This is a genomic window from Bradyrhizobium betae (assembly GCF_050632175.1).
Lineage (GTDB): Bacteria > Pseudomonadota > Alphaproteobacteria > Rhizobiales > Xanthobacteraceae > Bradyrhizobium > Bradyrhizobium betae_B.
The window spans coordinates 4,557,051-4,583,364 of record NZ_CP192576.1 but is presented as its reverse complement, the minus strand read 5'-3'; the positions used below and the strand labels follow the sequence as shown (position 1 = coordinate 4,583,364).

Genomic DNA, 26,314 nt, shown 5'->3' with positions numbered 1-26,314 from the left:
AGGCGAGCACCTCAGGATGACGGATAACTCCTACGAGCCGCCGCCGAACGTGTTGCAGGCCTGCACCGTGCCCTGCTGGTAGCCGGTCATGAACCACTGCTTGCGTTGCGCCGCCGAGCCGTGGGTGAAGGAATCGGGCACGACGCGTCCCGTGGACTGGCGCTGCAGCGTGTCGTCGCCGATCGCACTGGCCGTGGTCAGCGCGGCGTCGATGTCGCCCGGCTCGAGGAAGTTCGGCCGCTTCTTCGCCTCGCGGTTGACCCAGACGCCGGAGAGGCAGTCGGCCTGCAGCTCCACCTTGACCTGGAGCGCGTTGGCCTCGGCCTTGCTGCCGGCCTGCTGCTGCATCCGCGTCACGCGCGGAATGATGCCGAGCAGGTTCTGGATGTGATGTCCGGCCTCGTGCGCAATGATGTAGGCCGTGGTGAAGTTACAGGCGGACTTGCCGGAGCAGCCGCGGAAGCGTGTCTCGACCTCGCGGAAGAAATTGGTATCGAGGAAGATCGTGCGATCCGGCGGACAATAGAACGGGCCCATCGCCGACTCTGCCCGGCCGCAGCGGCCGCCATTGGTGGCGTTGCGGAACAGGACGATCTTTGGACCGGTGTAGTTCTGGCCGCTGGCCTGGAAGATCTCGCTCCAGCGGTCGTCGATCTCGCCGAGGATGCCGGAGATCATGCTGCCCATCTCGTCGGTCGGCGCGCCGCGCTTTGCGGAGGTCGACTGGCGATCGGTCTGGTAGGAGGGCGCCTGGCCGCCGCCGGTGAGGATCTCGGCGCCGCCGATCAGGATGCGCGGATCGATGCCGAAAGCATAGCCGACCAGCCCGAGCACGATAATGGTGCCGATGCCGAGCCCGCCGCCGCCCATCGGCAGGCCGAACCCGCCTCCGCCACCACCGCCGCCGCCATCATCGCGACGATCCTCGATGTCGTCGCTGCGGCGGAAATCATCGTAGCGCATGGCGGGCTTCCCTTAAGTCCTTGATGGCGTCACCTGGGCGCAGGAGAGCGAAAGCTCAACGCGCCAGACACGTAAAATTTCCATTGCGTTAATCAATATCCCGCTCGGCAATTATTGCCTAGTGCGGCAGCGTGCCGATGCCAGCAATTTTTTCCGAGGGTCGTGCATTTTTTTCCGAGAGTAATTTGAAGTCTTCCAGCGCTCCGACCACTCCCGCAGCGCGAGGACGCACGAAACACACTGTAAAACACGGCGAATGCGCGCGACGAACCACGTACAACGCGCGACACGAGGCCTGCTCACGAAAGCGGCGGGTTAAGTCGATTTTTACTTTGCCGCTTCATTGTAACGGTCAGTCGGTTGTTTGGTCCCGCGTCGCCGACAGCGTCGCCTGAGTCAGAGTTCTTGAGTCATGGTAGAGTCGCGTCGCGGGGCGTCTGCAAGGGCGCCCCGCACAAATTTCGAGTCTTCGTCGCATCGCATCATCCTCGGTGATTGCGTCGCCGAGATGTCGAAGCTTCAGGCTGGTTCGGTCGATCTGGTGTTCGCAGATCCGCCGTATAACCTCCAGCTCAAGGGCGATCTCAAGCGCCCCGACGAATCGCACGTCGATGCCGTCAACGACGACTGGGACAAGTTCGATTCATTCTCCGCCTATGACGATTTCACCCGCGCCTGGCTGCTTGCCGCCCGCCGCGCGATGAAGCCGTCGGCGACGATCTGGGTGATCGGCTCCTATCACAACATCTTCCGCGTCGGCGCGATCATGCAGGACCTCGGCTTCTGGCTCCTGAACGACATCGTCTGGCGCAAATCGAATCCGATGCCGAATTTCCGCGGCCGCCGCTTCACCAATGCGCACGAGACCATGATCTGGGCCGCGCGCGACGAGAAGGCCAAGGGCTACACGTTCAATTACGAGGCGCTAAAGGCAGCGAACGAGGACGTGCAGGCACGCTCCGACTGGCTGATCCCGCTCTGCACCGGCGAGGAGCGCCTCAAGGGCGCCGACGGCAAGAAGGTGCATCCGACGCAGAAGCCGGAAGGCCTGCTCGCCCGTGTGCTGCTGTCGTCGTCGAAGCCCGGCGACCTCGTGATCGATCCCTTCAACGGCACCGGCACGACCGGCGCGGTCGCAAAACGCCTCGGCCGCTCCTATATCGGCTTCGAGCGCGACAAGACCTATGCGAAGGCGGCGGAAGCGCGCATCGCCAAGGTCGAGCCGCTGCCGGAGGCAAGCCTCGCCCCGTTCATGACAGCGCGCGAAGCCCCCGCGTGGCCTTCTCCGAACTGATCGAACGCGGCATGATCATGCCCGGCGCAAAGCTGTTCGACGCCAAGAAGAAGTTCGGCGCACTGGTCCGTGCCGACGGCGCCATCATGTTCGGCGACAAGGTCGGCTCGATCCACCGCATGGGCGCCGTGGCGCAAGGCGCGCAAGCCTGCAACGGCTGGACCTTCTGGCATGTCGAGACCAAGAAGGGTCTCAAGCTGATCGACGAGCTCCGCGCCGAGATCCGCGCCGGCATGGGCGCGGAATAGTTCCCCCGCCCTCGTCATTCCGGGGCTCGCGAAGCGAGAGCCCGGAATCCATCCAACCACAGCAGATGCGGCCCAATGGATTCCGGGCTCGCGCCAAGAGGCGCGCCCCCGAATGACGGTGGTCGTCGTTCGGCGCGCCATGCCATTACGGCGGCAATCGGCCTTTGTTACGCCGGCTGATCTGCGCCGCGCGCAGATACCACACGGCAAACTCGCCGGTTGCGCCCGCAGCCCATGTTCAGGCAGAGAGGACACGACGCTGCGTTCATTCTCTAAAAAGGGAATTGGGGAGACAAACATGCTCAAATTCTATTTCAACGGATCGCCGAACCCGACCAAGGTCGCGCTTTATCTCGAAGAGGCAGGCTTGCCCTTCGAGCCGGTGGCGGTCGACACCCGCAAGGGCGACCAATTCGCGCCGGACTACCTGAAGGTCAATCCGAACGGCAAGGTGCCCGCGATCGACGACAGCGGCACGATCGTGTTCGACAGCAACGCCATCCTGCTCTACCTCGCCGAGAAGACCGGCAAATTCCTGCCCGCCGCCAGCGTGCGCGGCGAGACGCTGTCATGGCTGATGTTCATCGCCACCGGCGTCGGGCCCTATTCAGGCCAGGCCGTGCACTTCAAGCACTTTGCGCCGAAGGACCAGAACCACGACTACGCCCATAACCGCTATCAGTACGAGACCGATCGCCATTACAAGATTCTCGACGGTCACCTCGAAGGCCGCCGCTATATGGTCGGCGACAGCTATTCGATCGTCGACATGGCGCTGTGGGGCTGGGCGCGGATGGTGCCGCTTCAAGCTCGGCGACGACGCCTTTGCGCGATACCCGAACGTGAAGCGGCTGGTCGACGAGATCTCGGCGCGGCCAGCAGCTAGCCGCGCAATCGCGCTGAAGGACAAGTTCACCTTCAAGGCCGAGATGGACGAGGAGGCGCGCGCCAACATGTTCAGGCACTTGGCGACCAAGGTCGCCTGATCGCGACAAGCTGCCGTTCAAGGCCACGCGCATGCGCGTGGCCTTTTGCTTTTCACCTCAGGCGGCGTGGACCGATTCCAGGAATCTTGCGACTTCCTGCTTCAAGCGATTGCTGTCCGACGACAGCGAGCGCGCCGCCGAGAGCACTTGCGAGGAGGCCGAGCCGGTCTCGGACGCGCCGCGCTGCACGTCGCCGATATTGGTCGACACCCGCTGCGTGCCGTGAGCGGCCTGCTGGACGTTGCGGGAGATTTCCTGCGTGGCGGCGCCCTGCTCTTCCACGGCGGCGGCAACCGTCGAGGAGATTTCCGACAGCCGCGAGATGGTGCCGCTGATTTCCCGGATCGAGCCGACCGACTCCTCGGTCGCGGCCTGGATGCCGGAGACCTGCTGGGCGATCTCGCCGGTCGCCTTCGCGGTCTGCTCGGCCAGAGCCTTGACCTCGGACGCGACCACGGCAAAGCCGCGGCCGGCTTCGCCGGCGCGCGCGGCCTCGATGGTGGCGTTCAGCGCCAGCAGATTGGTCTGGCCGGCAATGGTGCTGATCAGCTCGACCACGTCGCCGATGCGGGCGGCCGCCTTGGAGAGCTCCCCGACGCGGTTGTTGGTCTTGCTCACCTGCCCGACGGCCTCGCCGGCGATACGGGCGGATTCCTGCACCTGACGGGCAATCTCGGAGACCGAGGACGACAGCTCTTCCGTCGCCGAGGCGACGGCCTGCACGTTTGCCGAGGCTTCCTGCGAGGCGGACGCCACTTCGGTGGACAGATCCTGCGCACGCGTCGCGGTCGATGTGAGCGTCCCGGCAGACGCCTCGAGCTGGTGCGACGCCGACGATACGGTGTTGACGATCTCGCCGACCGCCTGCTCGAACTGATCGGCGAGCCGGACCATGTCGGCCTTGCGGCTTTCCGCCTGGCGCGCCTCGACCTCCACCTGCTCGGCGCGCATGCGCTCCGTGTCGATCATGTTGGTCTTGAACACCTCGATCGCCTTGGCCATGTCGCCGATCTCGTCGGCCTTGCCGCGCCCGGGGATCTCGACCTCGAGATTGCCGCCGGCGAGCAGTCCCATCGCGCGCGTCATCGCGGTCAGCGGCCCCACGATGCTGCGGGCGATCAGAAAGGCGACGATCACCCCGAACAGAATGGCGAGCCCGCCCGCGATCTCCTGGATGGTCGTCGTCCCGTCGATCACCGCCTCGGCGTTGGCACGGGAATCCTTGTAGTCCTTCTTCAAGGCGGTTTCCGCGACCTTGAGCTTGGCGATGCTCTCGACGATCAGCGGCGCGAGGCTCTTCTGGTAGATCTCGTCGGCCTGAAGCATCGCCGCAGACGTGGTCTCGAATGCGGATTTATAGACGCCGAGCGAGGTCTTCACAGGCGCGAGCGTGGCGCGCAATTCCGTCGCTTGCGGGCTTTTCTCGATCGCCGTGAGCCGCTGCGCCGCCCTGTCCACGCTGGCGCGGAAATTTGCCGGGCCCTGCGTATCGCGCAGGGCCAGGAAACGCCAGTTTGCAATCCGAACGAGCAGGATCCTGGATTCGAGGTCCGCGACCAGAGACGCGGTGTCTTCGTCGACGGCCGCGCGCGCGACATCGACCAGCTTGGCCATCTTGGTGGCCAGGTCCTCGCCGCTCGGCAGCAGCGTCGCCTTGCCGGTCCGCGCCTCGTTGACGGCATCGCCGAGATTGTCACGCAGGCGCCGCATCTTGGCGATGTCGTCGATCAGGCCGCCATAGAGATTCTTCCGCTCCTCCGAGAGCGTGCCCTTGGCCCCGGTCAACAACAGCTCGGTCGCGGCGGTCTCCCGCTCTTGCGCCTCTCTCATCGCGGTTTCGTTGCCGTTGTAGACGTAATTCAGATTGGCCCGCTGGATCGCCTGGAGATGGGTCGAGATTTCCAGTACGCGCGCCGTGCTGTCAGAGAGCGCCGATTGTCTTGCGACCTGGTCCTGGACCGCCTTCAAATTCCAGATGGCGACCACCGCCATTACGAGACCAACCGCCACCAAGGCCATGAAACCTGCGTACAGGCGTCCCCTGATACGCAAACGAAAGTTCGGCATTCCCACTGTCCACCCAAAAGCATGTGAATTCGAGCGGCCGAACGCGTCAGGCGATCGTCACGGCCCCCCTGGCAGCCGCGAGTCACTTTCGGCGACCCACGCTGCACTGCGACACAATGCGGGACACTCGTTAATTGAACCTTCCAAATTTTCGCGCAGACTCGCAACGAAGCGCGCAATGTTTGCTGATTTTATGGACAGTTGCGCAGGAATGCGGCGTACGTCGCATGTCTATGCAGCCCGCTGCAAACCCCGTCCGGTTGAACGTTTGCTAGCCGCCCGCCGGCATCAATTTGCCGAGCGCATGCTCGACCACTTCCAGCGTGTAGGGCTTCTGAACCACCGGCGCCGAGGCCAGATCCGCCGGGATCGGCGCGCGCTCGCCATAGCCGGTCGCGAAGATGAAGGGCACGCCGATCTCCTTCAGCTTCTGCGCCACCTTGATGCTGTTCTCGTTGCCGAGATTGAGATCGAGCAATGCGAAGCTCGGCCGCGCGCGCTCGATCGCGCGCAGCGCCTGGTCGACGCTCGCCGCCGTTTCGACCTGGCGGGCACCGAGATCGAGCAGGATGACCTCGGCCGCCATGGCGATGATGAGATTGTCCTCGACGATCAGCGCCGTGTCGGAAATGCGGGGACGGGTGGATTTCTGTTCCTGGACGCGCATTGCGGCTCCTGCGATTGCTGTCACCAACGCGACGAAGTTTGGTGGAACGACGAACTTCGCCTGCACGCCGAGCAGATCGAAACGGATCTCGGCCTCGCCCTTGAGATCGAATGGAACGGAGCGCTCGATGATGGTGGTCCCGAAGCCGCGCCGCGACGGCGGCTGCACGGGCGGACCGCCGCTTTCCTTCCACTCGATCTCGAGGCTCGAATTGGGGTCGATACGCCACACCACCTCGACCTGACCGGTGGAATCGGCGAGCGCGCCATATTTGGCGGAATTGGTCATCATCTCGTGGACGACGAGCGCCAGCGTCGCGAACGCCCGGGGATCGAGCGACACGTCAGGTCCGTCGATCTTCACGCGGTCCGCGCGCGCGCCAAGATAGGCACCGGCCTCGGATCTCGATCAGCGCGCGGAGCGCCACCGGCGCCCAGTTCAGGTTTGTGATCTGGTCGTGGGCGCGCGCCAGGGCTTGAATGCGGCCGCCAAGCACACTGGCGAATTCCTCGACGTTCTTGGCAGTATCCTTGCTCTGCGCCACCAGCGCCCGGACCAGACTGAGGATGTTGCGGACGCGATGGTTGAGCTCGGCAATCATCAACTCCTGCCGCTCCTGCGCGCCGCGACGCTCGCGCGCCGCCAGATCGGACATCTGCAGGATCACCTCGAGCAGCGTGACACGCAGGCCCTCGGCGATACGGATATCGGCCGCGGACCATGGTTTCGACTGGCCCGCCACCGTCTCCTGCCACAGCTCGAAGCTCTTGCGCGGCGTCAGGCGCGGGCCGTTCGGGCCCTCCTCGTAGACCTTCTCAGGGGCGCCAGCCCAATTGACGGAACGCAGCACCTCGCGCCGGAAGAAGATCAGGCAATCGCGGGGGTCCGCGAAATCGGGATGGCGAGGAAGCCCGCGGCACGGTCCCGGAAGGACTCGCCGGCCGCGTAGACCTTGGCAATCTCGGCGCTGGCAGAGATCCGTCCTGGCGAGGTCCGGTTGAGGAAAGTGACGAGCTCCTTCACTTCCTCCTCGGTCGGCGTCTCGCCGTCGAGCGTGATCTCGTTGTCGGACCAGACCGCGACTCCGTCACATTCGATCATCTTGCGATAGTCGCCGACGAAATCGACGATCGCGCGCCGACTATGTTCGTGGGCTGCTGCGGTTTCGATCAACCGCTCCTGGACCTTGTGGGCGCGGGCCTCGTAGGCGACACCGCTTTCGCGCTCCCTTCCCTCGACGATCCAGGAAAACATTTGCCCAAACAGCTCGGAGGCCGTGCGCTTTTCGAAGGAGATGTAGCGCGGCGAGTAATGATGGCAGGCAAACAGGCCCCAGAGCTTGCCGTCCCGCAGGATCGACACCGACATCGAGGCGCCGACGCCCATATTGCGCAGATATTCGATGTGGATTGGCGAGACCGAGCGTAGCACGCTCATGGAGAGATCGAGCAGACCCGCATTGTGCGTGGCGACCGAGGACAGCGCGGCCGGCTTTGCGTTGATGTCGGCGATGATGCGGAGCCAGTTGCGCTCATAGAGGATGCGCGCCTGCCTGGGAATGTCGGAAGCCGGATAGTGCAACCCGAGAAAACGTTCGAGCCCGGCTCCCGCGGCTTCCGCGATCACCTCGCCCGATCCGTCCGGGTGAAACTGGTAGACCATGACGCGGTCGAAGCCCGTGAGCACCTTGAGCTGGCGCGCCGCCTCGCGGGCAAGCTCCGTCATGCCCCGGGTCTTGCGGACACGTTCGAGCATCAGGCGCACGAGCTCGCCGGAATTGACGCCGGGCTCGATGACGCTCGGCTCGGCCTCGACGACGAGATAGACGCCGGAGAAATGGATCGAGAGATCGTAGAGCGGCTTGCCGGACTGGATCTCGACGCCGAACACGCGCTCGGTTGCATCAGGGCCGCTGAGCTGGTCGACACGGTTGCGGATCGTCTCGATCGCGGCTGGCGAAAAGACGTCGGCGATCGGTCGCCGCAAAAGATCGGAAAGTTCGACGCCAAGAAAGCTGTCGGCATTGTCCGACGCCATGCAGATGGTGAAATCGGATAGCAGCGTCAGCAGGAATCCGAACGGCTGCACGCTGCCGGGGATGTGGATCGGCTCGCGATCGCAATTGGTGAGATTGACCGCCTCGTTCATGCGCGGTCCGCCGCCTGCTCGAACGCGGCGAAGGCTGCGCCTGCCGCCTCGATCGCTTCGTCCTCGTCGCAGGCACCTTCGGCTCCAAGCTTCGCCAGGAAGCTCTGCCAGAGCCGCTGGCCGGCACCATGGCTGAGATAGGCCGTGGCCGCACCGATGCGCGGATCTGTAGCGTCAGCGACCGCCTTCAGCAGGAATTTGGCGCCGAGCCGGGAGCCCTCCAGCACATACATCGTGCCGAGCACACCGCTTCGTGTCAGAGGCCGCACCGACACCGTGGACTGCGCGGCGCTGCCGAGCCGTCCGAGATCGTCCGCAATCGCGGCGCTACGCGACCGTTCCGACCAGTCCGGAAACATCCTGGCAACGCCAGCGTCGACGAGCGCCGCCTCGAGCGGCAAAAGCGCGCCGGCACTGGCTTGCAGAAAACGCCGATAGCCGGACAAGGCGGCAAGATCGAACGACGTCAGCTGCGCATCGAGGTCCCGGTGCGCAGCCGCAGTGGCGTCTCTTAGTCTTTCGCGGAGTCCGGGGAAGCTGCGGCCCACATGTGTCGAAACGTCCGAAGCCCCAGCCAGCATGAAATTCCCGACGCGCGCAATGCCGGGGGCGCTATTGCCCCGGAACCCACCAAACGCCGGCGCAAACCCAAAGGTTCCCGCTCGGCATCGAAAAATGGGAACGGCGTGTCCCTATCGCCGCCGACGGGGCCTCCTCAGCTCGTACTCAATCTCGGACCAGGTCATCCCGCAGTCCAGCAGCTCCCGTTCGGTCATGGCTGCGAGCTGATAGCGGGTCCGGGACCGCTCCCGCCGGACCCGCATGATGTCCACAAACGTCCGCCAGGCGCGTCTGACCATCGCCGGCGGCGGCGAACAGGCCCGGCCGGCGGACGCAACACGGGTCAATCCGGTCAGCCCGCGGGCCTCACGGGCGTCTGCGGAAAAGGCCCCAGCGCCTTCTCGGTCAGGATCGAGTCGCAGTATTCCCTGATCTCCTTGATCCTGCCGTCCTCGAAACGAAACACCAGGCAATAGTCGTTGTCGTAGCGGACGCCCTCCGGCGTGACGTTATCGCCCTTGGCCTCCACCACGACGACGTCGCCGTCGGCGATGAAGCGGTGGGCGACCGTCCGGGTCCGGTCGGCCAGGCGGGTGCGCACATAGGCGTGCAGATCGTTGAGGATCGACTGCTTGCCCAAAAAGGTCCTCGACCAGGAATACTGGCCGGTCACGACCCATCTGGCGTCGTCGGCAAGGCTTGCGGTGAACAAAGCGCGGTCGCGCGCGGCCGGATCGGGATCGGCGGCGGCGGCAAAGATATCCTGCATCAGTTTCTTGTTGGCGCTCGCGCTCATGGCGGCATCTCCGTTTGGTGGCACACGGAGATCATCGCGGGCCGACGAGCATTCTTCAAATCGATAGCGAATATGATATCTATTCACCCTATGAATTTGCATTCGCTCGACCTGAACCTGCTGACTGCACTCGATGCGCTGCTGCGCGAGGCCAACGTCAGCCGCGCCGCCATGAGGATCGGCCTGTCGCAGCCGGCGACGAGCCACGCGCTCCAGCGCCTGCGCGACATCTTTGGCGACCCGCTCCTGGTGCGCACCGGCGCGCGGATGGAGATGACGCCGCGAGCACAGGCCTTGCGCGCACCGCTGGCCCAGGCACTCGACCAGGTGCGCGGGCTGTTCGTGCCGGAGGCGTTCGATGCCGCGCGCAGCGAGCGGCAGTTCCGCCTGATGATGCCGGATCTCGCAGTCGAACTGCTGATGCCGCCGCTGATGGAGAAGGTGACGCGGGCCGCGCCCAATGTTCGCATCGACGTCGTGCCGTGGCGGGGGCCTGCGATCTTCCACGCCGAGTTCGCCCGCACCATCGACCTCGTGATCTCGATCGGCAACGCCTTCAAAGGCTTTCACCGCCAGCTGCTCTACACCGACAGCGACGCATTGGCGGTGCGGCGCGGCCATCCGCATGCCGCGAAACTAAAGCGGCGCGAGACCTTCCTGGCCGCGCGCCATGTCGGCGTGATCATACGTGGCCAGCCCGAGGATCTGATCGACACCTGGCTGCGCACCAAGGGCATCGAGCGGCATATTTCGCTGGTGGTGTCGGGCTATCTGGAAGCGCTGCACGTCGCCGCCCGCACCGATCTCGTCGCCTTCGTGCCGCGCCGGCTGATCGCGGCGCTATCAAAACAGTTCGGCCTCGTTGCGGTGACGCCACCGCTCGATCCTGGGATCGACGAGCAGTTCATGTTCCATCCGACCCGCGCGCAGATGGACCCCGGCTCGATCTGGCTGCGGCGGCTGATGCTGGAGACGGGCCGGGAACTGGAGAAGAAAGCTTCGTAGGAGGCGACTTCACCAATCTCGGTATCGTCCCGGACAAGCGCAGCGAAGCGGAGCGCTGATCCGGGACCCATAGCCCCAGGGCCTAGTTTGACGAAGACTTGTCGTTCGGTACGTCTACCGGACACGATCGACAGATTCCGCGGTATGGGTCCCGGGTCTGCGCTTACGCTTGCCCGGGACGACACCGAGTTTGTTACGCCCTCTGCGCGTCCATCACCTTGCGCACAGCGGGGCGGTCCGACATGCGCTTGAAGTGGTCGGCGATCTTCGGCGTGGCGTTGATGTCGACGCTGTCGCCTTCAAGCCAGGTCGAGAGCGTGTAGAGATAGGGGTCGCAGATCGTGAACTGCTCGCCCATCACCCAGGGCCCCCGATACATCTTCTGCTCCATCAGGGCGAAGCAGGCACCCATCGTCTTCGGGATCATCGCCTTCATGTCGGCGAACGAGCTTGCCTCCGTCGCCCAGCGCGCCCCGCGCATCTTGTGGGCATGGTTGATGTGCACGGTCGAGCACAGATAGGAGTTGAACGACTGCACCTGGGCGAAGTCGAAGGGATCGTCGAGCGGTGCCAGCTTCGCCTTGGGGAACGTCTGCGCAACATAGGCCAGCATCGCCGGAGTCTCGGTCAGGACGCCGCGATCGGTCACCAGCGCGGGCACGCGGCCCTTCGGGTTGATAGCGAGATAATCCGGGCTGTTCTGCTGGTTGTCCTTGAAGCTCAGCCGCTCGGCCGCGTAGTCGGCGCCGGCCTCTTCCAGGGTAATGTAGGTGGCAAGCGCACAGGTGCCGGTGGCGTAGTAGAGCTTGAGCATGTCGGACCTCATGAGAAAGCTGGAAATTAACGACTGTCGCCGCCCAGGTCCATAGCACGACTTTCTCCTTCGCAGTTGCCCACTGCCGCCCGCCTGTGCCAAGACGCCCGGAATTGGAGGGGATTGTCATGACCGTACTCATCGCCGGCGGCGGCATCGGCGGGCTGACGCTTGCACTCAGCCTGCACGGCATCGGCGTTCCCGTAAAGGTGTTCGAGAGCGTGGCCGAGCTGAAGCCGCTCGGCGTCGGCATCAACGTTCTGCCGCACGCGGTGCGCGAGCTGATCGAGCTCGGACTGACGGACAAGCTCGATGCCGCCGGTGTGCGTACCCGCGAGCTTGCCTATTTCTCCAAGCATGGCAAGCCGATCTGGAGCGAGCCGCGCGGGCTCGAAGCCGGCTACAAATGGCCGCAATTCTCGATCCATCGCGGCACGCTGCAGCAGATCCTGCTCGATACTGCGGTCGAGCGGCTCGGGCGCAAGAACATTCTGACCAGCCATCATCTGAGCGGATGGAGCGACACGGACAACGGCGTGCGCGCGGACTTCATCGACAAGGCGACCGGCAAGGCCGCCGGCACCTACGAAGGCAAAATCCTGATCGCTGCCGACGGCATTCATTCCGCCGTACGAGAAAAGCTCTATCCCAACGAGGGGCCGCCGATCTGGAACGGCCGCATCCTCTGGCGCGGCGTCACGGCGTCAAAGGCGTTCCTCACCGGCCGCACCATGATCATGGCCGGCCACGAGATCCTGAAATTCGTCTGCTATCCCATCAGCAAGGCGCCGGACGCGAACGGGAACCTGCTCATCAACTGGGTCGCCGAGCGCCATATGCCGCCGACCTATCAGTGGCGGCGCGAGGACTACAACCGCACCGCGCGGCTGGAAGAGTTTCTGCCCTGGTTCGAGAGCTGGCAGTTCGACTGGCTCGACGTGCCCGGCCTGATCAGGAACTGCCCGCACGCCTATGAATATCCGCTGGTCGATCGCGATCCGGTGTCGCAATGGACCTTCGGCCGCGTCACGCTGATGGGCGACGCCGCGCATCCGATGTACCCGATCGGCTCGAACGGCGCATCGCAGGCGATCCTCGATGCCCGCACCATCACGCGCGAGATCCTGGCGCACGGGCCGACGCAAGCGGCGCTACTGGCCTATGAGGCCGAGCGGCGGCCGGCGACCACCGACCTCGTCCTGCTCAACCGCAAGAACGGACCCGAGCAGGTGATGCAGATGGTCGAGGAGCGCGCGCCCGATGGCTACAACGTCGTCACCGACGTGCTGTCGCAGAAGGAGCTGGAAGACATCGCCGCGAACTACAAGCGCGTCGCGGGATTCCAGGTCGAAGCGCTGAATGCGAAGCCGCCGATCGTGAGCGCGGGCGCGCGCGCGGGCAGATAAAGGCTACCGCACCACCCTCGCCGCCTCTAGCAGCCGCTCGCTCGCGCTGGCCGTGGCCAGCACCGTGCCGTCTTCCGCCATGAGCTTGGCCTCGACGAACGCGATGGTCTTGCCGAGCTGCGTCACCTTCGCTTCGCCGATGATCGGGCCGGGCTTGGCGGGGCTGAGGAAATTCACGGTCATGCTGATGGTGGTGGTGTAAAGCCGGCCCTCGCTCATCACCAGCACCGCCGGCCCCATCGTGTCGTCGAGCATGGCCGAGAGCATGCCGCCCTGGATGAAACCAGCCGGGTTGCAGAACTCCGGCTTGCCCTCGAAGGCGATCCTGATCCAGCCTTCTTCCGGACGGGCGTCCAGCAGGCGCCATCCGAGCAGTTCGGCGCAAGGCGGCCTGCGAAAATTGTCGAGCGCGGTCTTGACCATTCACGCCTCCGTTGCCGGCTATTCATAGCTCAGGCCTGCTGACAGCCTGGTGTCAGCAGACGACAGACCGCAGCGCAACATGCCGGGAACAACGGAACATCACGAGCAAGGCGGCTCTTTAGGTCTTCTCAACCAAGTGAATTTACGACCGATTCAATACGATCCAATTGGGCAATCTGCCGGTAAGCGGTTAGCAGGTACCACATGGCATGAGCGACGGTGAAACCGGAGCCTATCCATGCGAGCCCTCTTGCAGCAGGTCGGAAACCGCCTGCACGCGATTGAAGACCACTTAACCGTAAGGACGCAGATCGCCGCGGCCGTGGCTGTCATGTCCGTCCTGCTCGTAGGCACGCTCGCCGCCGGCGCCGCATTCATCAGCTACAGAAACACTGCCGCTCTCATCGAGAGCAGCCTGACAGCGACTGCTTCTACGGCTTCAGGCCGGCTCGACCGGTTTATGGCAACGCGCCAACAGGAGATGAAGCTGTTCGCGGAGATGCAGCCGATGCAAACGCAGTGGCAGGGGGATCCGGCCGCTTTGCGCAGTTCGCTGGAGAACCTCCAGCGCTCGTTCTCTGATTTCGCCTGGATTGGTTATGCCGGCGTAAATGGCAACGTTGTCGCCGCCACCGGCGGCCTCCTCCAGGGGAAGTCCGTGGCCGAGCGCCCCTGGTTCAAGCAGGGGCTCGAAAGGGTGGCTGTCGGCGACGTGCATGAGGCGGTGCTGCTGTCCTCGCTGCTGACGCAGCGCGCCAATAACGAACCCTACCGCTTCGTCGACATCGCCGTCCCCGTACGTGACACCAATGGCGATCTGCTCGGCGTACTCGGCGGTCACCTGAACTGGGACTGGGCGAGCAACTTGATCAAAGACGTCGAGGCGAATGATGGCAACGCTGACGCGACCCTGTCGATCCTCAGCAAGGGCGGCATGGTCCTGCTGGGCCCACAGAAGGAGACCATCCGCTACGGCCGCGACGAGCTCGCCCGCATCGTGAAAGCCGGCGCCGGCACATTCAGGGAAACAGAGAATGGCGAGCAAATGCTGACGGCGTTCCATGTCGGCAAGGGACATCGCGACTATCAGGGCCTGAACTGGATCGTCACCGCGACCCAGCCGGCGAGCGTGGCGCTCAAGGCCGCGATCTCCTCGGCGCAGATGATTTTGGCGATCGGCGCCGCGACCGCGCTGATCGCGCTGTCGCTGGCCGTTCTAGTCTCGCGCCGGATCGCGGCCCCGATCATCGCCCTGACGCGGGAGGCCGACCGCATCGGGCGCGTCCACGGCCCGACCATGCTGGCCCGGCAAAGCGGCTCGGCCGAGGTGGTGCAGCTCTCACGCGCGTTGCGTTCGCTGCTCCGCCGCATCGGCCTTGCCGAGGAGCGCACCAAGGAAGCCGAGTTGCGCGCGACCGAGAACGCAATGCAGCTCCAGGAAGACATGCTGAAGCTGCGCCAGCTCGCCGACACCGATTTCATGACCGGCCTGATGAACCGCCGCTCTTTCCTCGCTGTCGCCGACGACGCCATGGCGTTCTGCCGCCGCTACAAGCGCAACATGGCGACGGTGATGATCGACATCGATCATTTCAAGAAGATCAACGATACGCATGGCCACGCTGCCGGCGACGACGCCATCAAGCGCGTTGCCGAGATCGTCAGCCAGTCGATCCGAACCACTGACAAGGCCGGCCGGTTCGGTGGCGAGGAGTTCGTGGTGCTGCTGCGTGAGATCGATCAGGAGACCGCCATCTTGCTTGCCGACCGCATCCGAACGTCGATTGAGAGCGCAAAAGTGACGCATGGCAATGTCACCATTCCCATTACCGTCTCGGTCGGCCTCGCACTGTTCGACGAGAGCGATCGCGACGTGCAGGATGTGATCGAGCGGGCCGACCAGGGCCTCTATGTCGCAAAGACAACCGGGCGTAATCGTACCTTCCTGATGCCGGCGGAGGACGAGCGCGCCGCGCGCGCCGCCTGAATTCAGTCGAGCGCGTGCGCGATCACCTTGCGCATGACGTTCGGCAGCGCTTCGCCGGCAAGGGTTGCGATCGGCACCCAGCGCATGCCCGCGGGTGCGCGGCTGCGCGCTTCGGCCTTCGCCGTGTAGACCACCAGCTCCAGCGGAAAATGCGTGAAAACGTGGGTGACGACGCCCAACTTGCGCTGCCAGCGCGACAGCCCTTTCAGTTCCGGCGCCTGCTTCTTCGCCGTCGCGTCGTCGTGGCCGGCAAGCCAGTCCGAGCCCGGCACTTCCGTCATGCCGCCGAGCAGGCCCTTCTCGGGACGGGATCGAACCAGCAGTTCGTCACCGCGCGTGACGACGAAGGCCGCGCCGCGCCGCAGCGTTCCGCTCTTCTTCGGCGCCTTGCGCGGAAACGTTTCCTGCGCACCCTGCGCCCGCGCGGTGCAATCCTCGTTCAGCGGGCACAGCGCGCAGGCCGGCTTCTTCGGCGTGCAGATCGACGAGCCCAGATCCATCAGCGCCTGTGCGCTATCGCCGGCGCGAGAATTCGCGAGCAACGTCCGGGCCAATTGCTGGATCAGAGGCTTTGCCTGCGGAAGTTCGTCTTCGATTGCAAAGAGCCGCGACACCACGCGCTCGATATTGCCGTCGACCGGCATGGTGTGACGATCGAAGGCGATCGCCGCAATTGCCGCCGCCGTATAAGGTCCGATGCCGGGTAGCGCGCGCAGGCCCTCCTCCGTGTCCGGAAACACGCCGCCATGCTCGCGCGTCACCGCGACTGCGCAGGCGTACAGATTGCGCGCACGCGAGTAATAGCCGAGGCCGGCCCACATCCGCAGCACGTCGTCCTGCGAGGCCTCTCCCAGCGCCGTGACGTCAGGCCAGCGCGCAATGAATTTTTCGAAGTAGGGACCGACCGCCTTCACCGTAGTCTGCTGCAGCATGATCTCCGACAGCCAGACGCGGTAGGGATCCGACGTCTCGCCCGGCAACGCGCGCCAGGGCAGACGGCGGCGGTGGCGGTCGTACCATTGCAGAAGTGCAATCGGGCGCGACGCGGTCGCCACCGGATTGGGTTCCGACTTCGCTCTCAGGGCGGATTTGGAGCTCATGCACTCACTGTAGCGGCGTTGCGCTGTTCTCTCCACGTCCTGCTCGCGCGCGTCGCGGGCATCCACGTCTTTCTTCACTGAAGACCGTGGAAGGCCGGGACAAAGCCCCGGCCACGCGCCTGTGGCCCATGCTCCGGCGTGCTATAAGGGCCCATGTCCAAATTTCCTCCGAAGCCCGGCCCCATCAGCGCCAAGCCGCTCGCGATCCTGCTCAACGACGTCTTTGCCGAGGCCTACGCCAAGCAGGGCTTTGCCTCGCGCGAGTTGGTGACGCGGTGGGCGCAGATTGCCGGGCCGGAGATCGCAGCCCATTCCGAGCCCTTGAAGATGCAATGGCCGCGGCCGGTCGAAGGCCAGCCGCAGGAGCCGGCCACCCTGGTACTGCGGGTCGAGGGGCCGATGGCGCTGGAGATCCAGCACTCGGCCGACGTGATCCTGGAGCGGGTCAACCGCTTCTTCGGCTGGAGCGCGGTCGGCAAGCTGGCCTTCCGCCAGGCCCCCTGTCGCGGCCTCGGGCCCGGAAGCGGCCCGGGCCGCCGGACCCTCAGACCATCGCCAAGGTGGCGGAGAGCCTCGCGGACATCGAAGATGAAGACCTGAAGACGGCGCTTGCCCGTCTCGGGGCCGCCATCAAGCGAAATTGAGCCTTATTTCGCGATCAATCTGGATCCGTCCTTGCGGCGCGCCATTGCCACAAACGACGTTTCAAGCTAGCGACAGGCCGCCTGAACGGGAACTTCGGGCGAGACCACGCCAATCCGGGAGCCGACCTTGATCATCACCCGCCGCGCCTTCAACACGATGCTGTCGCTGACCGGGCTTGCCGCGCTCGCCGGGCTCTCACCACTGCAATTCATCTCCGAGGCGATGGCGCAGGCCGCCGGTGATGTGGCGAAGCCCGTCTCGCTGCCCGACATGGCGCTCGGCCCGAAGGACGCCGCGGTCACCATCACCGAATACGCCTCGATGACCTGCCCGCACTGCGCGGCCTTCAACGAGCAGGTGTTCCCCAAGATCAAGTCGGAATACATCGACACCGGCAAGGTGCGTTACATCTTCCGCGAGTTTCCGCTCGACATCAAAGCCGCCGCCGGCTCGATGCTGTCGCGCTGCATCGCCAAGGACGACGCGGCGAAATACTTTGCCGTCACCGACATGCTGTTCCGCCAGCAGAACGACTGGGTGCTGAAGAACACGACCGAGACGCTGACGCGGATCGGCAAGCAGGCCGGCCTGACCCAGAGCCAGGTCGAAGCCTGCCTGAAGGATCAGGCGCTGCTCGACAAGATCGCCGCCGACCAGAAATATGCCAGCGACGTTCTGAAGGTGGATTCGACGCCGACCTTCTTCATCAATGGCGAGAAGATCAAGGGCGAGACCTCGTTCGAGGAATTCGCCAAGAAGATCAATCCGCTGCTGAAGAGCTGATTCGTTCGTCAAGACTCTGATTCGCATCTCGAAAGCCGTATCTTTCCCGTCATAAATCCCTTGGGAAAAGCGGCTTTCGCCGGTTGCCCTCGCGGCGCACCGCGGCCATTGTCCAGCCGCATGAGGCGCCTCGCGCGACTCGCCCGGATACCGACATTGCCCTCCATGGCAGTGTCCCGGCAGGGGAATTCGCACCTGCCAACAGAGATGCGTGCTTATGAAAATCACCCGCCTGCGCCTTCACGGCTTCAAGTCCTTCGTTGAGGCCACGGACTTCGTCATCGAGCCCGGCCTGACCGGCGTGGTCGGACCCAACGGTTGCGGCAAGTCGAATCTCGTCGAAGCGCTGCGCTGGGCGATGGGCGAGACCTCGTACAAGAGCTTGCGTGCCGCCGACATGGACGCGGTGATCTTTGCCGGCTCCGGCAACCGTCCGGCGCGCAACCACGCCGAAGTGACGATGACGATCGACAATTCCGATCGCACCGCCCCGGCGGCGATGAACGACAGCCAGCTTCTCGAAATCTCCCGCCGCATCGAGCGCGAGGCCGGCTCGGTCTATCGCATCAACGGCCGTGACGTCCGCGCCCGTGACGTGCAGATCCTTTTCGCCGACGCCGCCACCGGTGCGCGCTCGCCCGCCCTCGTCCACCAGGGCAAGATCGGCGAGATCATCCAGGCCAAGCCCGAGCAGCGCCGCCGCGTGCTGGAAGACGCCGCTGGCGTCGCCGGCCTGCACGCCCGCCGCCACGAGGCCGAGCTGCGGCTCAAGGCCGCCGAAACCAACCTCACCCGCGTCGAGGATGTGATCGGCCAGCTCGGAGGGCAAATGGAAGGCCTGAAGAAGCAGGCCCGTCAGGCCGTGCGCTATCGCGAGGTCGCGGCCAAGGTCCGCAAGGCCGAAGCAACCCTGTTCCACCTGCGCTGGATCGGTGCCCATGCCGACGTCAGCGAATCCGGCCAGACGCATGATCTCGCCGTCCGCGAAATGGCCGAGCGCACCCAGCACCAGGCCGAGGCGGCCCGCATCCAGGCGATCCGCGCCACCGAGATGCCGGCGCTGCGCGATGCCGAGGCGCGCGCCGCGGCCGGACTTCAGCGCCTGACCAACGCCCGCGAGCTGCTCGACCGCGAGGAAGAGCGCGCCAAGGAGCGCGTGGCCGAGCTCGAGCGGCGCCTGGCGCAATTCGAAGGCGACATCTCGCGCGCCCAGCAACAAACGATGGACGCCGATGTCGCTCTGCAGCGGCTCGACGCCGAAGACGCCGAGCTGAAGGAAGAGATCAAGTCACGCGTCGAGAAGCGTTCCGGCGTCGACGAGCGCGTCGGCGAAGCCGAGGCGGTGCTGACCGAAACCGAGCAGCAGTTCGCCGAGCTCACCACCGCGCTCGCCGACCTCACCGCCAAGCGCAACCAGCTCGAGGCCAATGTCCGCACCCACCGCGACAAGCTCGCCCGTCTCGACCAGGAAATTTCGAACGTCGCGGCCGAAGAGCAGAAGCTCGCGGATGAAACCGGCGGGTTCGGGGATCTCGACGAGCTGACCGCGACGGTTGAGACCGCTGAGCAGACGCTGGCCGCTTCGGAAGCCGCCGCGCAGGCGAGCGAAGCGGCGCATCTCGCCGCCCGCCAGACCCTGGAATCCTCGCGCTCGCCACTTGTCGAAGCCGACAAGCGCGTGCAGCGGCTCGACACCGAGGCGCGCACGATCTCCAAGATCGTCAACGGCGAGACCAAGAACCTGTGGCCGCCGATCATCGACGGCATCACTGTCGACAAGGGTTTTGAGAAGGCGATTGGCGCCGCGCTCGGCGACGATCTCGACGCGCCCGTCGATCCGTCGGCGCCGATGCGCTGGACCAATGCCGGCGTCACCGAGGGCGATCCGGAGCTTCCCGAAGGCGCCGTGCCGCTCGCCAACCACGTGCAGGCGCCGACGGAACTCGCCCGCCGCCTGGCGCAGATCGGCGTGGTGCCGCGCGAGCGCGGTGCCGAGCTGGTCTCGCAGCTCAAGACCGGCCAGCGGCTGGTCTCGCCCGAGGGCGACGTCTGGCGCTGGGACGGCTTTGTCGCCGCCGCCCACGCCCCGACCGGCGCCGCACGACGGCTTGCCGAGCGCGCCCGCCTCGTCGACATCGAGAACGAGCTGGAGCAGGCCCGCATCGACGCGCAGATCAAGCGTCAGGCGCTGGAGAATGCCGAAGCCGAGCTGCAGATGGCGGCCAGCACGGAAGGCGCCTCGCGTGAAGCCTGGCGCGCCGCGCAGCGCGAGCTGAACGTCGCACGTGAGCGCCATGCCACCGCCGAGCGCGAGATCAGCCGTCACGCCGCACGCAAGGCGACGCTGTCGGAAGCGCACAGCCGTCTCGCCGCCGACCGCGCCGAAGCGGAGGCCGCGTACGAATACGCCGAGGCCGGCATCACCGAGCTGCCGTCGAGCGAGGACACCGAGACCCGTCTCGCCGCCGTCCGCAGCGACATCGAAGGCCACCGCCGCATGGCCGCCCAGGTCCGCGCCGAGGCGCAGGCGCTGGCGCGCGAGGCCGAGCTTGCCGACCGCCGCGTGCAGGCGATCCTCGCCGAGCGCACCGAGTGGCAGAACCGCAAGGAGAGCGCGGCCTCCCACATCGACACCATCCAGACCCGCATCACCGAGGTCTCGATCGAGCGCAGCGATCTCGAAAACGCGCCGCAAGTGTTTGCCGAGAAGCGCAGCGCGCTGATCACCGAGATCGAATACGCCGAGAACGACCGCCGCATGGCCGCCGACGCGCTCGCCACCGCGGAAGCCGCGATGGCGGAAACCGATCGCGTCGCCAAGCTGACGCTGGAAGCACTCTCCAGCTCCCGCGAGGCCACTGCCCGCGCCGAGGAGCGCATGGAAGGCGCGCGGCGCCGGCTCGAGGACATCGAGCGCGAAATCCGCGACATGCTCGAAGTCGAGCCGCAGGCCGTCGCCGGCCTTGCCGAGATCGAGCCCGGCACCGAATTGCCCCCGCTGCACGACATCGAGGAAGACCTCGAAAAGATGCGCCGCGACCGCGAGCGCCTCGGTGCCGTCAACCTGCGCGCCGAGGAAGAGCTGCGCGAGGTCGAGACCCAGCACACCAGCCTGGTCACCGAACGTGACGATCTGGTCGAAGCCATCAAGCGGCTGCGCCAGGGTATCCAGAGCCTCAACAAGGAGGCGCGCGAGCGCCTGCTGACCTCGTTCGAGGTCGTCAACAACCATTTCAAGCGGCTGTTCGTCGAGCTGTTCGGCGGCGGCGAGGCGGCGCTGCATTTGATTGAGAGCGACGACCCGCTGGAAGCCGGTCTCGAGATCATCGCCAAGCCGCCCGGCAAGAAGCCGCAGACGCTGTCGCTGCTCTCGGGCGGCGAGCAGGCGCTGACCGCGATGGCGCTGATCTTCGCGGTGTTCCTCACCAACCCTTCGCCGATCTGCGTGCTGGACGAAGTCGACGCGCCGCTCGACGACCACAACGTCGAACGGTACTGCAACCTGCTGCACGAGATGACCAGCTCGACCGACACGCGCTTCATCATCATCACGCACAACCCGATCACGATGGCGCGGATGAACCGGCTGTTCGGCGTCACCATGGCCGAACGCGGCGTCTCGCAGCTCGTGTCGGTGAGCCTGTCAGAGGCCGTGGACATTCTCGACCAGAACGTGGCGTGAGGCTGAGGTCGTCCCGAAACCATCGACGTCATCATCCGCGAAGGCGGATGATCCAGTATGCCGCGCCCTCTCGGTTTGACGGCGCTATCTCGGAGTACTGGATGCCCCGCCTTCGCGGGCCATGACAGCGAATGATGATCTCGCCCACACTGCCACCTGAACTGAAGGCGGCCCTCGATGGCAAGCTCCAGGGCTTTTCGCGCACCGACGCCGCACTGCGCTCGCAGAAGATCTCGACCACTTATCGCGCTGGCGGCGGCTCCGGCACGATCAAGTCGGACGCCGATGCGCTGGCCTATGCGCTCGCACGGATGCCTGCGACCTACGCGGCGGTCGCCGCAAGCCTCAATGCACTGACTAAGATTGCACCGGACCTTGCCCCGGAAACAATGCTCGACGTCGGCGCAGGCCCCGGCACGGCAAGCTGGGCTGCCGCTGAGGCCTTTCCGTCGCTGCAAGATTTCACGCTGCTCGATGCCAATGCCACGCTGAGCCGGCTCGCGCTCGAACTTGCCCGTGACAGCACGCGGCTGGCAGAGTGCCGCTACCTGCCGGGCGATGCCGGCGGCAACCTCGCCGAGGTCTTGCAGGCCGATCTGGTCGTGGCCAGCTACATCATCGGCGAACTCAGTGAAGCTGATCAGCGCAAGCTCACGGAGGCCATGTGGGCCAAGGCGCGCCACGCGCTGATCGTGATCGAGCCCGGCACGCCCGCAGGCTACGCCCGCATGCTCGCGCTGCGCCAGCAACTGATCGCAGCTGGCGCCCACGTCGCCGCGCCGTGCCCACACGACAAGCCCTGCCCGCTCACCGCGCCTGACTGGTGCCATTTCAGCCAGCGCCTGCCGCGCTCCCAGGCTCATCGCCAGATCAAGGGCGCCGACGTGCCGTTCGAGGACGAGCGCTTCATCTATGTCGCCCTGACCCGCGCAGCGCCTGCGAGCCGCGCCTCGCGCGTGCTGGCACCGCCGGATATCGGCAAGGCCGAGATCACGGCCAAGCTCTGCACCGAACACGGCGTTGAGCTCGCCAAGATTCCGCGACGCGACAAGGCCGCCTATGCCAGTGCCCGCCGCTGGCGCTGGGGCGATGCCGTCATTGCCGAAAGTTAACCTCGCCCGGCGCTTTTGCCTTGAACTCGGATGGCTTCCAGTCCGACCAAGTCTTACCTCTCCTATGCGCCGGGGCTCTCGCTCCGCCCCAATTTGGTCTAGGCTGCGCCCGCCTTCGTCCCCCTTCAGGAGTTCTCCATGTCGACCGGCTGGATCGTTCTCGGCGTCATCGTCGTTCTCGTGTTCCTTGCGTTCAGCGCCTACAATCGCCTGGTGGCGCTCGGCCAGCGCGTGGGCCAGGCCTTTGCCGATATCGACGTGCAGCTCAAGCAGCGCCACGACCTGATCCCGAACCTGGTCGAGACCGTGAAGGGTTATGCCTCGCACGAGCGCGGCACGCTCGACGACGTGATCAAGGCGCGCAATTCGGCGATGTCGGCGCAGGGCCCGGCGCAGGTCTCCGCCGCCGAGAACCAGCTCTCAGGCGCGCTCGGCCGGCTGATCGCGCTGTCGGAGGCCTATCCCGACCTCAAGGCCAACACCAACTTCCAGCAACTCGCCAGCGAGCTCTCGGACCTCGAGAACAAGATCGCGGCGAGCCGCCGCTTTTTCAACAGCGCGGTCCAGGAGTACAACACCGGCATCCAGCAGATGCCCGCCGCGTTGTTCGCCGGCATGTTCGGATTCACCAAGAAGGATTTCTTCGATCTCGGCGCCAGCCGCACCGAGGTCGAGGCGACGCCGCAGGTGAAGTTCTGATTTGAGCCGCCAGGCCGGCAGGGCATCGCGTCATGGCCGCGTATGGTCTCTACACGCATATCGCTTCGAACAAGTTTCGTTCGATGCTGTTGCTCGCCGGCCTGTTCGCACTGGTCTACGTGCTGGTCTATGCCGGCGCGCTGGTCGCTGAAGTCGTCATCAACAGCAATGAAACCGTCGCTTATTATCTGAGCCATGCCTTCTATGATCTGAAAGTCGCAGCCCCCGTTGCGACGGTCGTGACGGCGGTCTGGATCGTGATCGCCTATTTCTTCCACCAGTCGATGATCGATGCCGTCACCGGCGGCCACGACGTCACCCGGCAGGAGCAGCCGCGGCTCTACAATCTGCTTGAAAATCTCTGCATCTCGCGCGGCATTACGATGCCGAAGCTGAAGATTATGGAGAGCCCGGCGCTGAACGCGTTCGCGACCGGGCTCAACCCGCGGCAATATTCGATCACCGTCACCACCGGCCTCCTTCACACGCTGAACGACAGGGAGATCGAGGCGGTGCTGGGCCATGAGCTGACCCACATCAAGAACGGCGACGTGCAGCTCATGGTCGTCGCGGTCATCATTGCGGGCGTGGTCGGGTTTTTCGGCGAGTTGTTCTTCCGCCTGTTCACCAATTTCAGCTGGAGCGGCGGATCGTGGTCGTCGGGCTCCTCCTCGTCGTCACGGTCGTCCTCGTCGTCGAGTGACAGCAAGAACTCCGGCGGCGGCGCGGTGATCGTGATCATCATCGCGGTCGTGCTGATCGTGGTGGCCTGGCTGATGTCGCAGGTGGTCAAGCTCGCGCTGTCGCGGTCGCGCGAATATCTCGCCGACGCCGGCTCGGTCGAGCTGACGAAAGATCCCGACGCCATGATCTCGGCACTGCGCAAGATCGAGAACCGAGGCGAGCTGCCGGGCGCGACCTCGGCGGTGATGGAGCTGTGCGTCGACAATCCGCGCGAGGGCTTTGCCGATTTGTTCGCGACTCATCCGTCGGTGCAATCCCGCGTCGACGCGCTGGTCAAGTTCGCCGGGGGCCGCGATCCAGGTCCGCTGCCGCCGCCCGGGGACGAACCCGACGAGCCGGAGCCGCAAGCCGACCAGCCTGACGCCCCGCCGGTGGCGAAGGGACCGTGGAACGATGCTGGCGGCTCGGTCAGTCCGCCGCCCGTGCCAGCACCCAGCCCCGCCGGAACCGCAGGGGGAAGCCCGATTAATCCGATGGGCCCCTGGGGCCGCCATTGAGCGCGTGATTTACCGCCCCGCACGGCGGGTTTCGCGGCGGCAGGGAAAAACTCCGGGAATTGCCGGAGGCGGGTGCCAGAGATTTGAATTCTCCCTTGTTTCTGCCATGTTCGCGCCCAACAGCAGACTCGGGACATCGATTTGGGGCCCGGCCGATTGCAGCTGCGATCGGAGGGCGCGTTAGGGGACAGCAATGGCAAAGCCGGCAGTGGTTGTGGTGGGCGCGGACAAAGGCGGGGTCGGCAAGACGACGGTATCGCGCACCCTGCTCGATTATTTTTCCGCCAACAACGTGCCGACGCGGGCGTTCGACACCGAGTCGCCGCGCGGAACGCTGAAGCGCTTCCACCCTGACATCACCGAGATCGTCGACATGACGACCACGGCCGACCAGATGAAGATCTTCGACACGCTCAACGCGACGAGTCCGTCGGTCACCGTGATCGACGTCCGCGCCGGCCTGCTCTCGCCGGCGCTGGCCTCGCTGCGCGACATCGGTTTCCTCGATGCCGCCAAGGCCGGCCAGATTACCTTCGCGGTGTTCCACATCCTTGGCCCCTCGATCGCTTCGCTGGACGAGATCGCCGAGACCGCGGGCTTCATGGGTGGCGCGAAATATTTCCTGGTGAAGAACTTCATCAACGACACCCAGTTCTTCCAGTGGGACCAGGCGACCTACCAATCGTATTTCAACCGCATCAAGGACGCGACCGAGCTGACCATCCCCAAGCTCAACGAAATGGCCTATGAGCAGGTCGAGGTGTCCTCCGTCCCGTTCCTGAAATTCGTCGCCAACAAGGGCATCCACGACGAGGCCGCGAACTATTCGTTCGTGCTGCGCGGTTATGTCCGGCATTGGCTCGCGAACGTCTGGAGCGAGTTCGACCGCATCCACCTGACCGACATCGTCGGTGCGAAGCCCGGCCGCAACAGCGAAAAATAGTTGCGCAAGCCGGGCGGATGCGGCTGGATTGAGCGGTGAATCCGCGCAGATATAGCTGTCGATGCCCGCGACGCCCCTCTACATCATCTGTTCGCCCCGCCCGCAGGTCGGCAAGACGCTGCTGGCGCGGCTTCTGACCGAGTTTCTGCTGCTCAAGAACGGCGACGTCGCGGCCTTCGATGTCAATCTGAAGGAGCCGTCGCTGCTCGACTTCCTTCCGAAGGTCACCGAAACGGCCGATGTGATCGACACGTTCGGCAAGATGCAGCTGATGGACCGCGTCATCGTCGATGATGGCATGGCCAAGGTGATCGACCTCGGCTTCCACGCCTTCGACGAGTTCTTCAAGATGACCGAGGAGATCGGCCTGCTCAAGGAGGCGGCACGCCGCCACGTCGCGCCGATGATCCTGTTCATGGCGGACACCGACCGCGCCTCGGCTCGGGCCCATGAGATGCTGCGGGACCGGATACCGCGGATGAACCTGATCACGGTGGACAACGAGCACATCGTGCGCGGCGAGCTGCCGGCGGCGATGGCAGCCGGACGGGTGTTCCGCCTGCCCGCGCTGCCCGGCTTCCTCAAGACCTATATCGACCGGCTGAACTTCTCCTTCACCGGCTATCTGCGCCAGGAGAAGGACTCCTCCACCGAGCTGCACCAGTGGATCCGGCGCAATTACCTCGCCTTCCGCGAGCTCGAGCTCAGCCTGATCCTGCAGCGGTCCTAGGCGATCATTTTACC

At 65.1% G+C, this 26,314-nt stretch carries 18 protein-coding genes and 4 pseudogenes; 13 read left to right on the top strand and 9 right to left on the bottom strand.

All coding sequences use genetic code 11. The features are described 5' to 3' along the window. Window positions 1-30: 30 nt before the first annotated feature. Window positions 31-963: a KPN_02809 family neutral zinc metallopeptidase gene (ypfJ, locus tag ACQ86E_RS22095; protein ID WP_431201791.1), complete on the bottom strand. Its 933-nt coding sequence runs from the start codon at window positions 961-963 to the stop codon at window positions 31-33. A 412-nt stretch (window positions 964-1,375) separates the two neighbouring features. On the opposite strand from ypfJ, the pseudogene ACQ86E_RS22090 reads away from it, so the two are divergent. Then, a pseudogene (locus ACQ86E_RS22090) lies at window positions 1,376-2,505 on the top strand (site-specific DNA-methyltransferase). A gap of 298 nt (window positions 2,506-2,803) precedes the next feature. Continuing rightward, window positions 2,804-3,491: pseudogene (locus ACQ86E_RS22085) on the top strand (glutathione S-transferase family protein). A 57-nt stretch (window positions 3,492-3,548) separates the two neighbouring features. Here ACQ86E_RS22085 and ACQ86E_RS22080 read toward each other — a convergent pair. The 5 genes and pseudogenes from ACQ86E_RS22080 to ACQ86E_RS22060 all read right to left on the bottom strand — a co-directional run bounded on the left by ACQ86E_RS22080 (window position 3,549) and on the right by ACQ86E_RS22060 (window position 9,730). Continuing rightward, complete coding sequence (locus ACQ86E_RS22080) at window positions 3,549-5,558, bottom strand: methyl-accepting chemotaxis protein (RefSeq protein ID WP_431201790.1); 2,010 nt, start codon at window positions 5,556-5,558, stop codon at window positions 3,549-3,551. A gap of 271 nt (window positions 5,559-5,829) precedes the next feature. Further along, window positions 5,830-8,373: pseudogene (locus ACQ86E_RS22075) on the bottom strand (HWE histidine kinase domain-containing protein). Then, complete coding sequence (locus tag ACQ86E_RS22070; RefSeq protein ID WP_431201789.1) at window positions 8,370-8,954, bottom strand: biliverdin-producing heme oxygenase; 585 nt, start codon at window positions 8,952-8,954, stop codon at window positions 8,370-8,372. The pseudogene ACQ86E_RS22075 and the gene ACQ86E_RS22070 overlap by 4 nt, the downstream one beginning before the upstream one ends. A gap of 111 nt (window positions 8,955-9,065) precedes the next feature. Continuing rightward, a complete protein-coding gene (locus tag ACQ86E_RS22065; RefSeq protein WP_431206533.1) occupies window positions 9,066-9,197 on the bottom strand; it encodes a DUF1127 domain-containing protein in 132 nt (43 codons plus the stop codon). Between the two features lie 89 nt (window positions 9,198-9,286). Then, on the bottom strand, window positions 9,287-9,730 hold the full coding sequence (locus ACQ86E_RS22060) for a nuclear transport factor 2 family protein (protein WP_431201788.1): 444 nt from the start codon (window positions 9,728-9,730) through the stop codon (window positions 9,287-9,289). Window positions 9,731-9,820: 90 nt separating this feature from the next. On the opposite strand from ACQ86E_RS22060, the gene ACQ86E_RS22055 reads away from it, so the two are divergent. Beyond that, window positions 9,821-10,735: a LysR family transcriptional regulator gene (locus tag ACQ86E_RS22055; protein WP_431201787.1), complete on the top strand. Its 915-nt coding sequence runs from the start codon at window positions 9,821-9,823 to the stop codon at window positions 10,733-10,735. 193 nt (window positions 10,736-10,928) lie between these two features. On the opposite strand, the gene ACQ86E_RS22050 is transcribed toward ACQ86E_RS22055, so the two are convergent. Further along, complete coding sequence (locus tag ACQ86E_RS22050) at window positions 10,929-11,549, bottom strand: glutathione S-transferase family protein (protein WP_431201786.1); 621 nt, start codon at window positions 11,547-11,549, stop codon at window positions 10,929-10,931. Between the two features lie 128 nt (window positions 11,550-11,677). Between ACQ86E_RS22050 and ACQ86E_RS22045 the strand changes: the two genes are divergently transcribed. After that, window positions 11,678-12,955 (top strand): flavin-dependent oxidoreductase, encoded by a 1,278-nt coding sequence (locus tag ACQ86E_RS22045; protein WP_431201785.1) that lies wholly within the window; start codon window positions 11,678-11,680, stop codon window positions 12,953-12,955. Between the two features lie 3 nt (window positions 12,956-12,958). Here ACQ86E_RS22045 and ACQ86E_RS22040 read toward each other — a convergent pair whose 3' ends face one another. Beyond that, complete coding sequence (locus ACQ86E_RS22040) at window positions 12,959-13,378, bottom strand: PaaI family thioesterase (protein ID WP_431201784.1); 420 nt, start codon at window positions 13,376-13,378, stop codon at window positions 12,959-12,961. A gap of 331 nt (window positions 13,379-13,709) precedes the next feature. Here ACQ86E_RS22040 and ACQ86E_RS22035 point away from each other — a divergent pair, with 331 nt between their 5' ends. Continuing rightward, complete coding sequence (locus ACQ86E_RS22035; RefSeq protein WP_431201783.1) at window positions 13,710-15,365, top strand: sensor domain-containing diguanylate cyclase; 1,656 nt, start codon at window positions 13,710-13,712, stop codon at window positions 15,363-15,365. A gap of 2 nt (window positions 15,366-15,367) precedes the next feature. Here ACQ86E_RS22035 and mutY read toward each other — a convergent pair whose 3' ends face one another. Next, window positions 15,368-16,465: an A/G-specific adenine glycosylase gene (mutY, locus tag ACQ86E_RS22030; RefSeq protein WP_431201782.1), complete on the bottom strand. Its 1,098-nt coding sequence runs from the start codon at window positions 16,463-16,465 to the stop codon at window positions 15,368-15,370. A 153-nt stretch (window positions 16,466-16,618) separates the two neighbouring features. Between mutY and ACQ86E_RS22025 the strand changes: the two are divergent. The 8 genes and pseudogenes from ACQ86E_RS22025 (at window position 16,619) to ACQ86E_RS21990 (ending at window position 26,300) form a co-directional block, all read left to right on the top strand. Then, window positions 16,619-17,109, top strand: a pseudogene (locus ACQ86E_RS22025) (DUF721 domain-containing protein). A 127-nt stretch (window positions 17,110-17,236) separates the two neighbouring features. Then, entirely contained in the window at window positions 17,237-17,893 is a 657-nt protein-coding gene (locus tag ACQ86E_RS22020) for a DsbA family protein (protein WP_431201781.1), read from the top strand. 217 nt (window positions 17,894-18,110) lie between these two features. Next, window positions 18,111-21,575, top strand: a complete 3,465-nt coding sequence (smc, locus tag ACQ86E_RS22015; protein ID WP_431201780.1) for a chromosome segregation protein SMC — start codon at window positions 18,111-18,113, stop codon at window positions 21,573-21,575. A 131-nt stretch (window positions 21,576-21,706) separates the two neighbouring features. Next, the gene (locus ACQ86E_RS22010) at window positions 21,707-22,687 is read left to right on the top strand and encodes a small ribosomal subunit Rsm22 family protein (RefSeq protein WP_431201779.1); all 981 of its coding nucleotides are present in this window, start codon (window positions 21,707-21,709) and stop codon (window positions 22,685-22,687) included. 138 nt (window positions 22,688-22,825) lie between these two features. Continuing rightward, on the top strand, window positions 22,826-23,386 hold the full coding sequence (locus ACQ86E_RS22005; protein ID WP_431201778.1) for a LemA family protein: 561 nt from the start codon (window positions 22,826-22,828) through the stop codon (window positions 23,384-23,386). Window positions 23,387-23,418: 32 nt separating this feature from the next. Then, window positions 23,419-24,627: a M48 family metallopeptidase gene (locus ACQ86E_RS22000; protein ID WP_431201777.1), complete on the top strand. Its 1,209-nt coding sequence runs from the start codon at window positions 23,419-23,421 to the stop codon at window positions 24,625-24,627. Window positions 24,628-24,820: 193 nt separating this feature from the next. Beyond that, window positions 24,821-25,570 carry a hypothetical protein gene (locus ACQ86E_RS21995; RefSeq protein ID WP_015687960.1) on the top strand — a complete coding sequence of 250 codons (750 nt, stop codon included), beginning with the start codon at window positions 24,821-24,823 and terminating at the stop codon, window positions 25,568-25,570. A gap of 61 nt (window positions 25,571-25,631) precedes the next feature. Beyond that, window positions 25,632-26,300, top strand: coding sequence for a hypothetical protein (locus tag ACQ86E_RS21990; RefSeq protein ID WP_431201776.1), 669 nt, complete (start codon window positions 25,632-25,634; stop codon window positions 26,298-26,300). Window positions 26,301-26,314 lie beyond the last annotated feature (14 nt).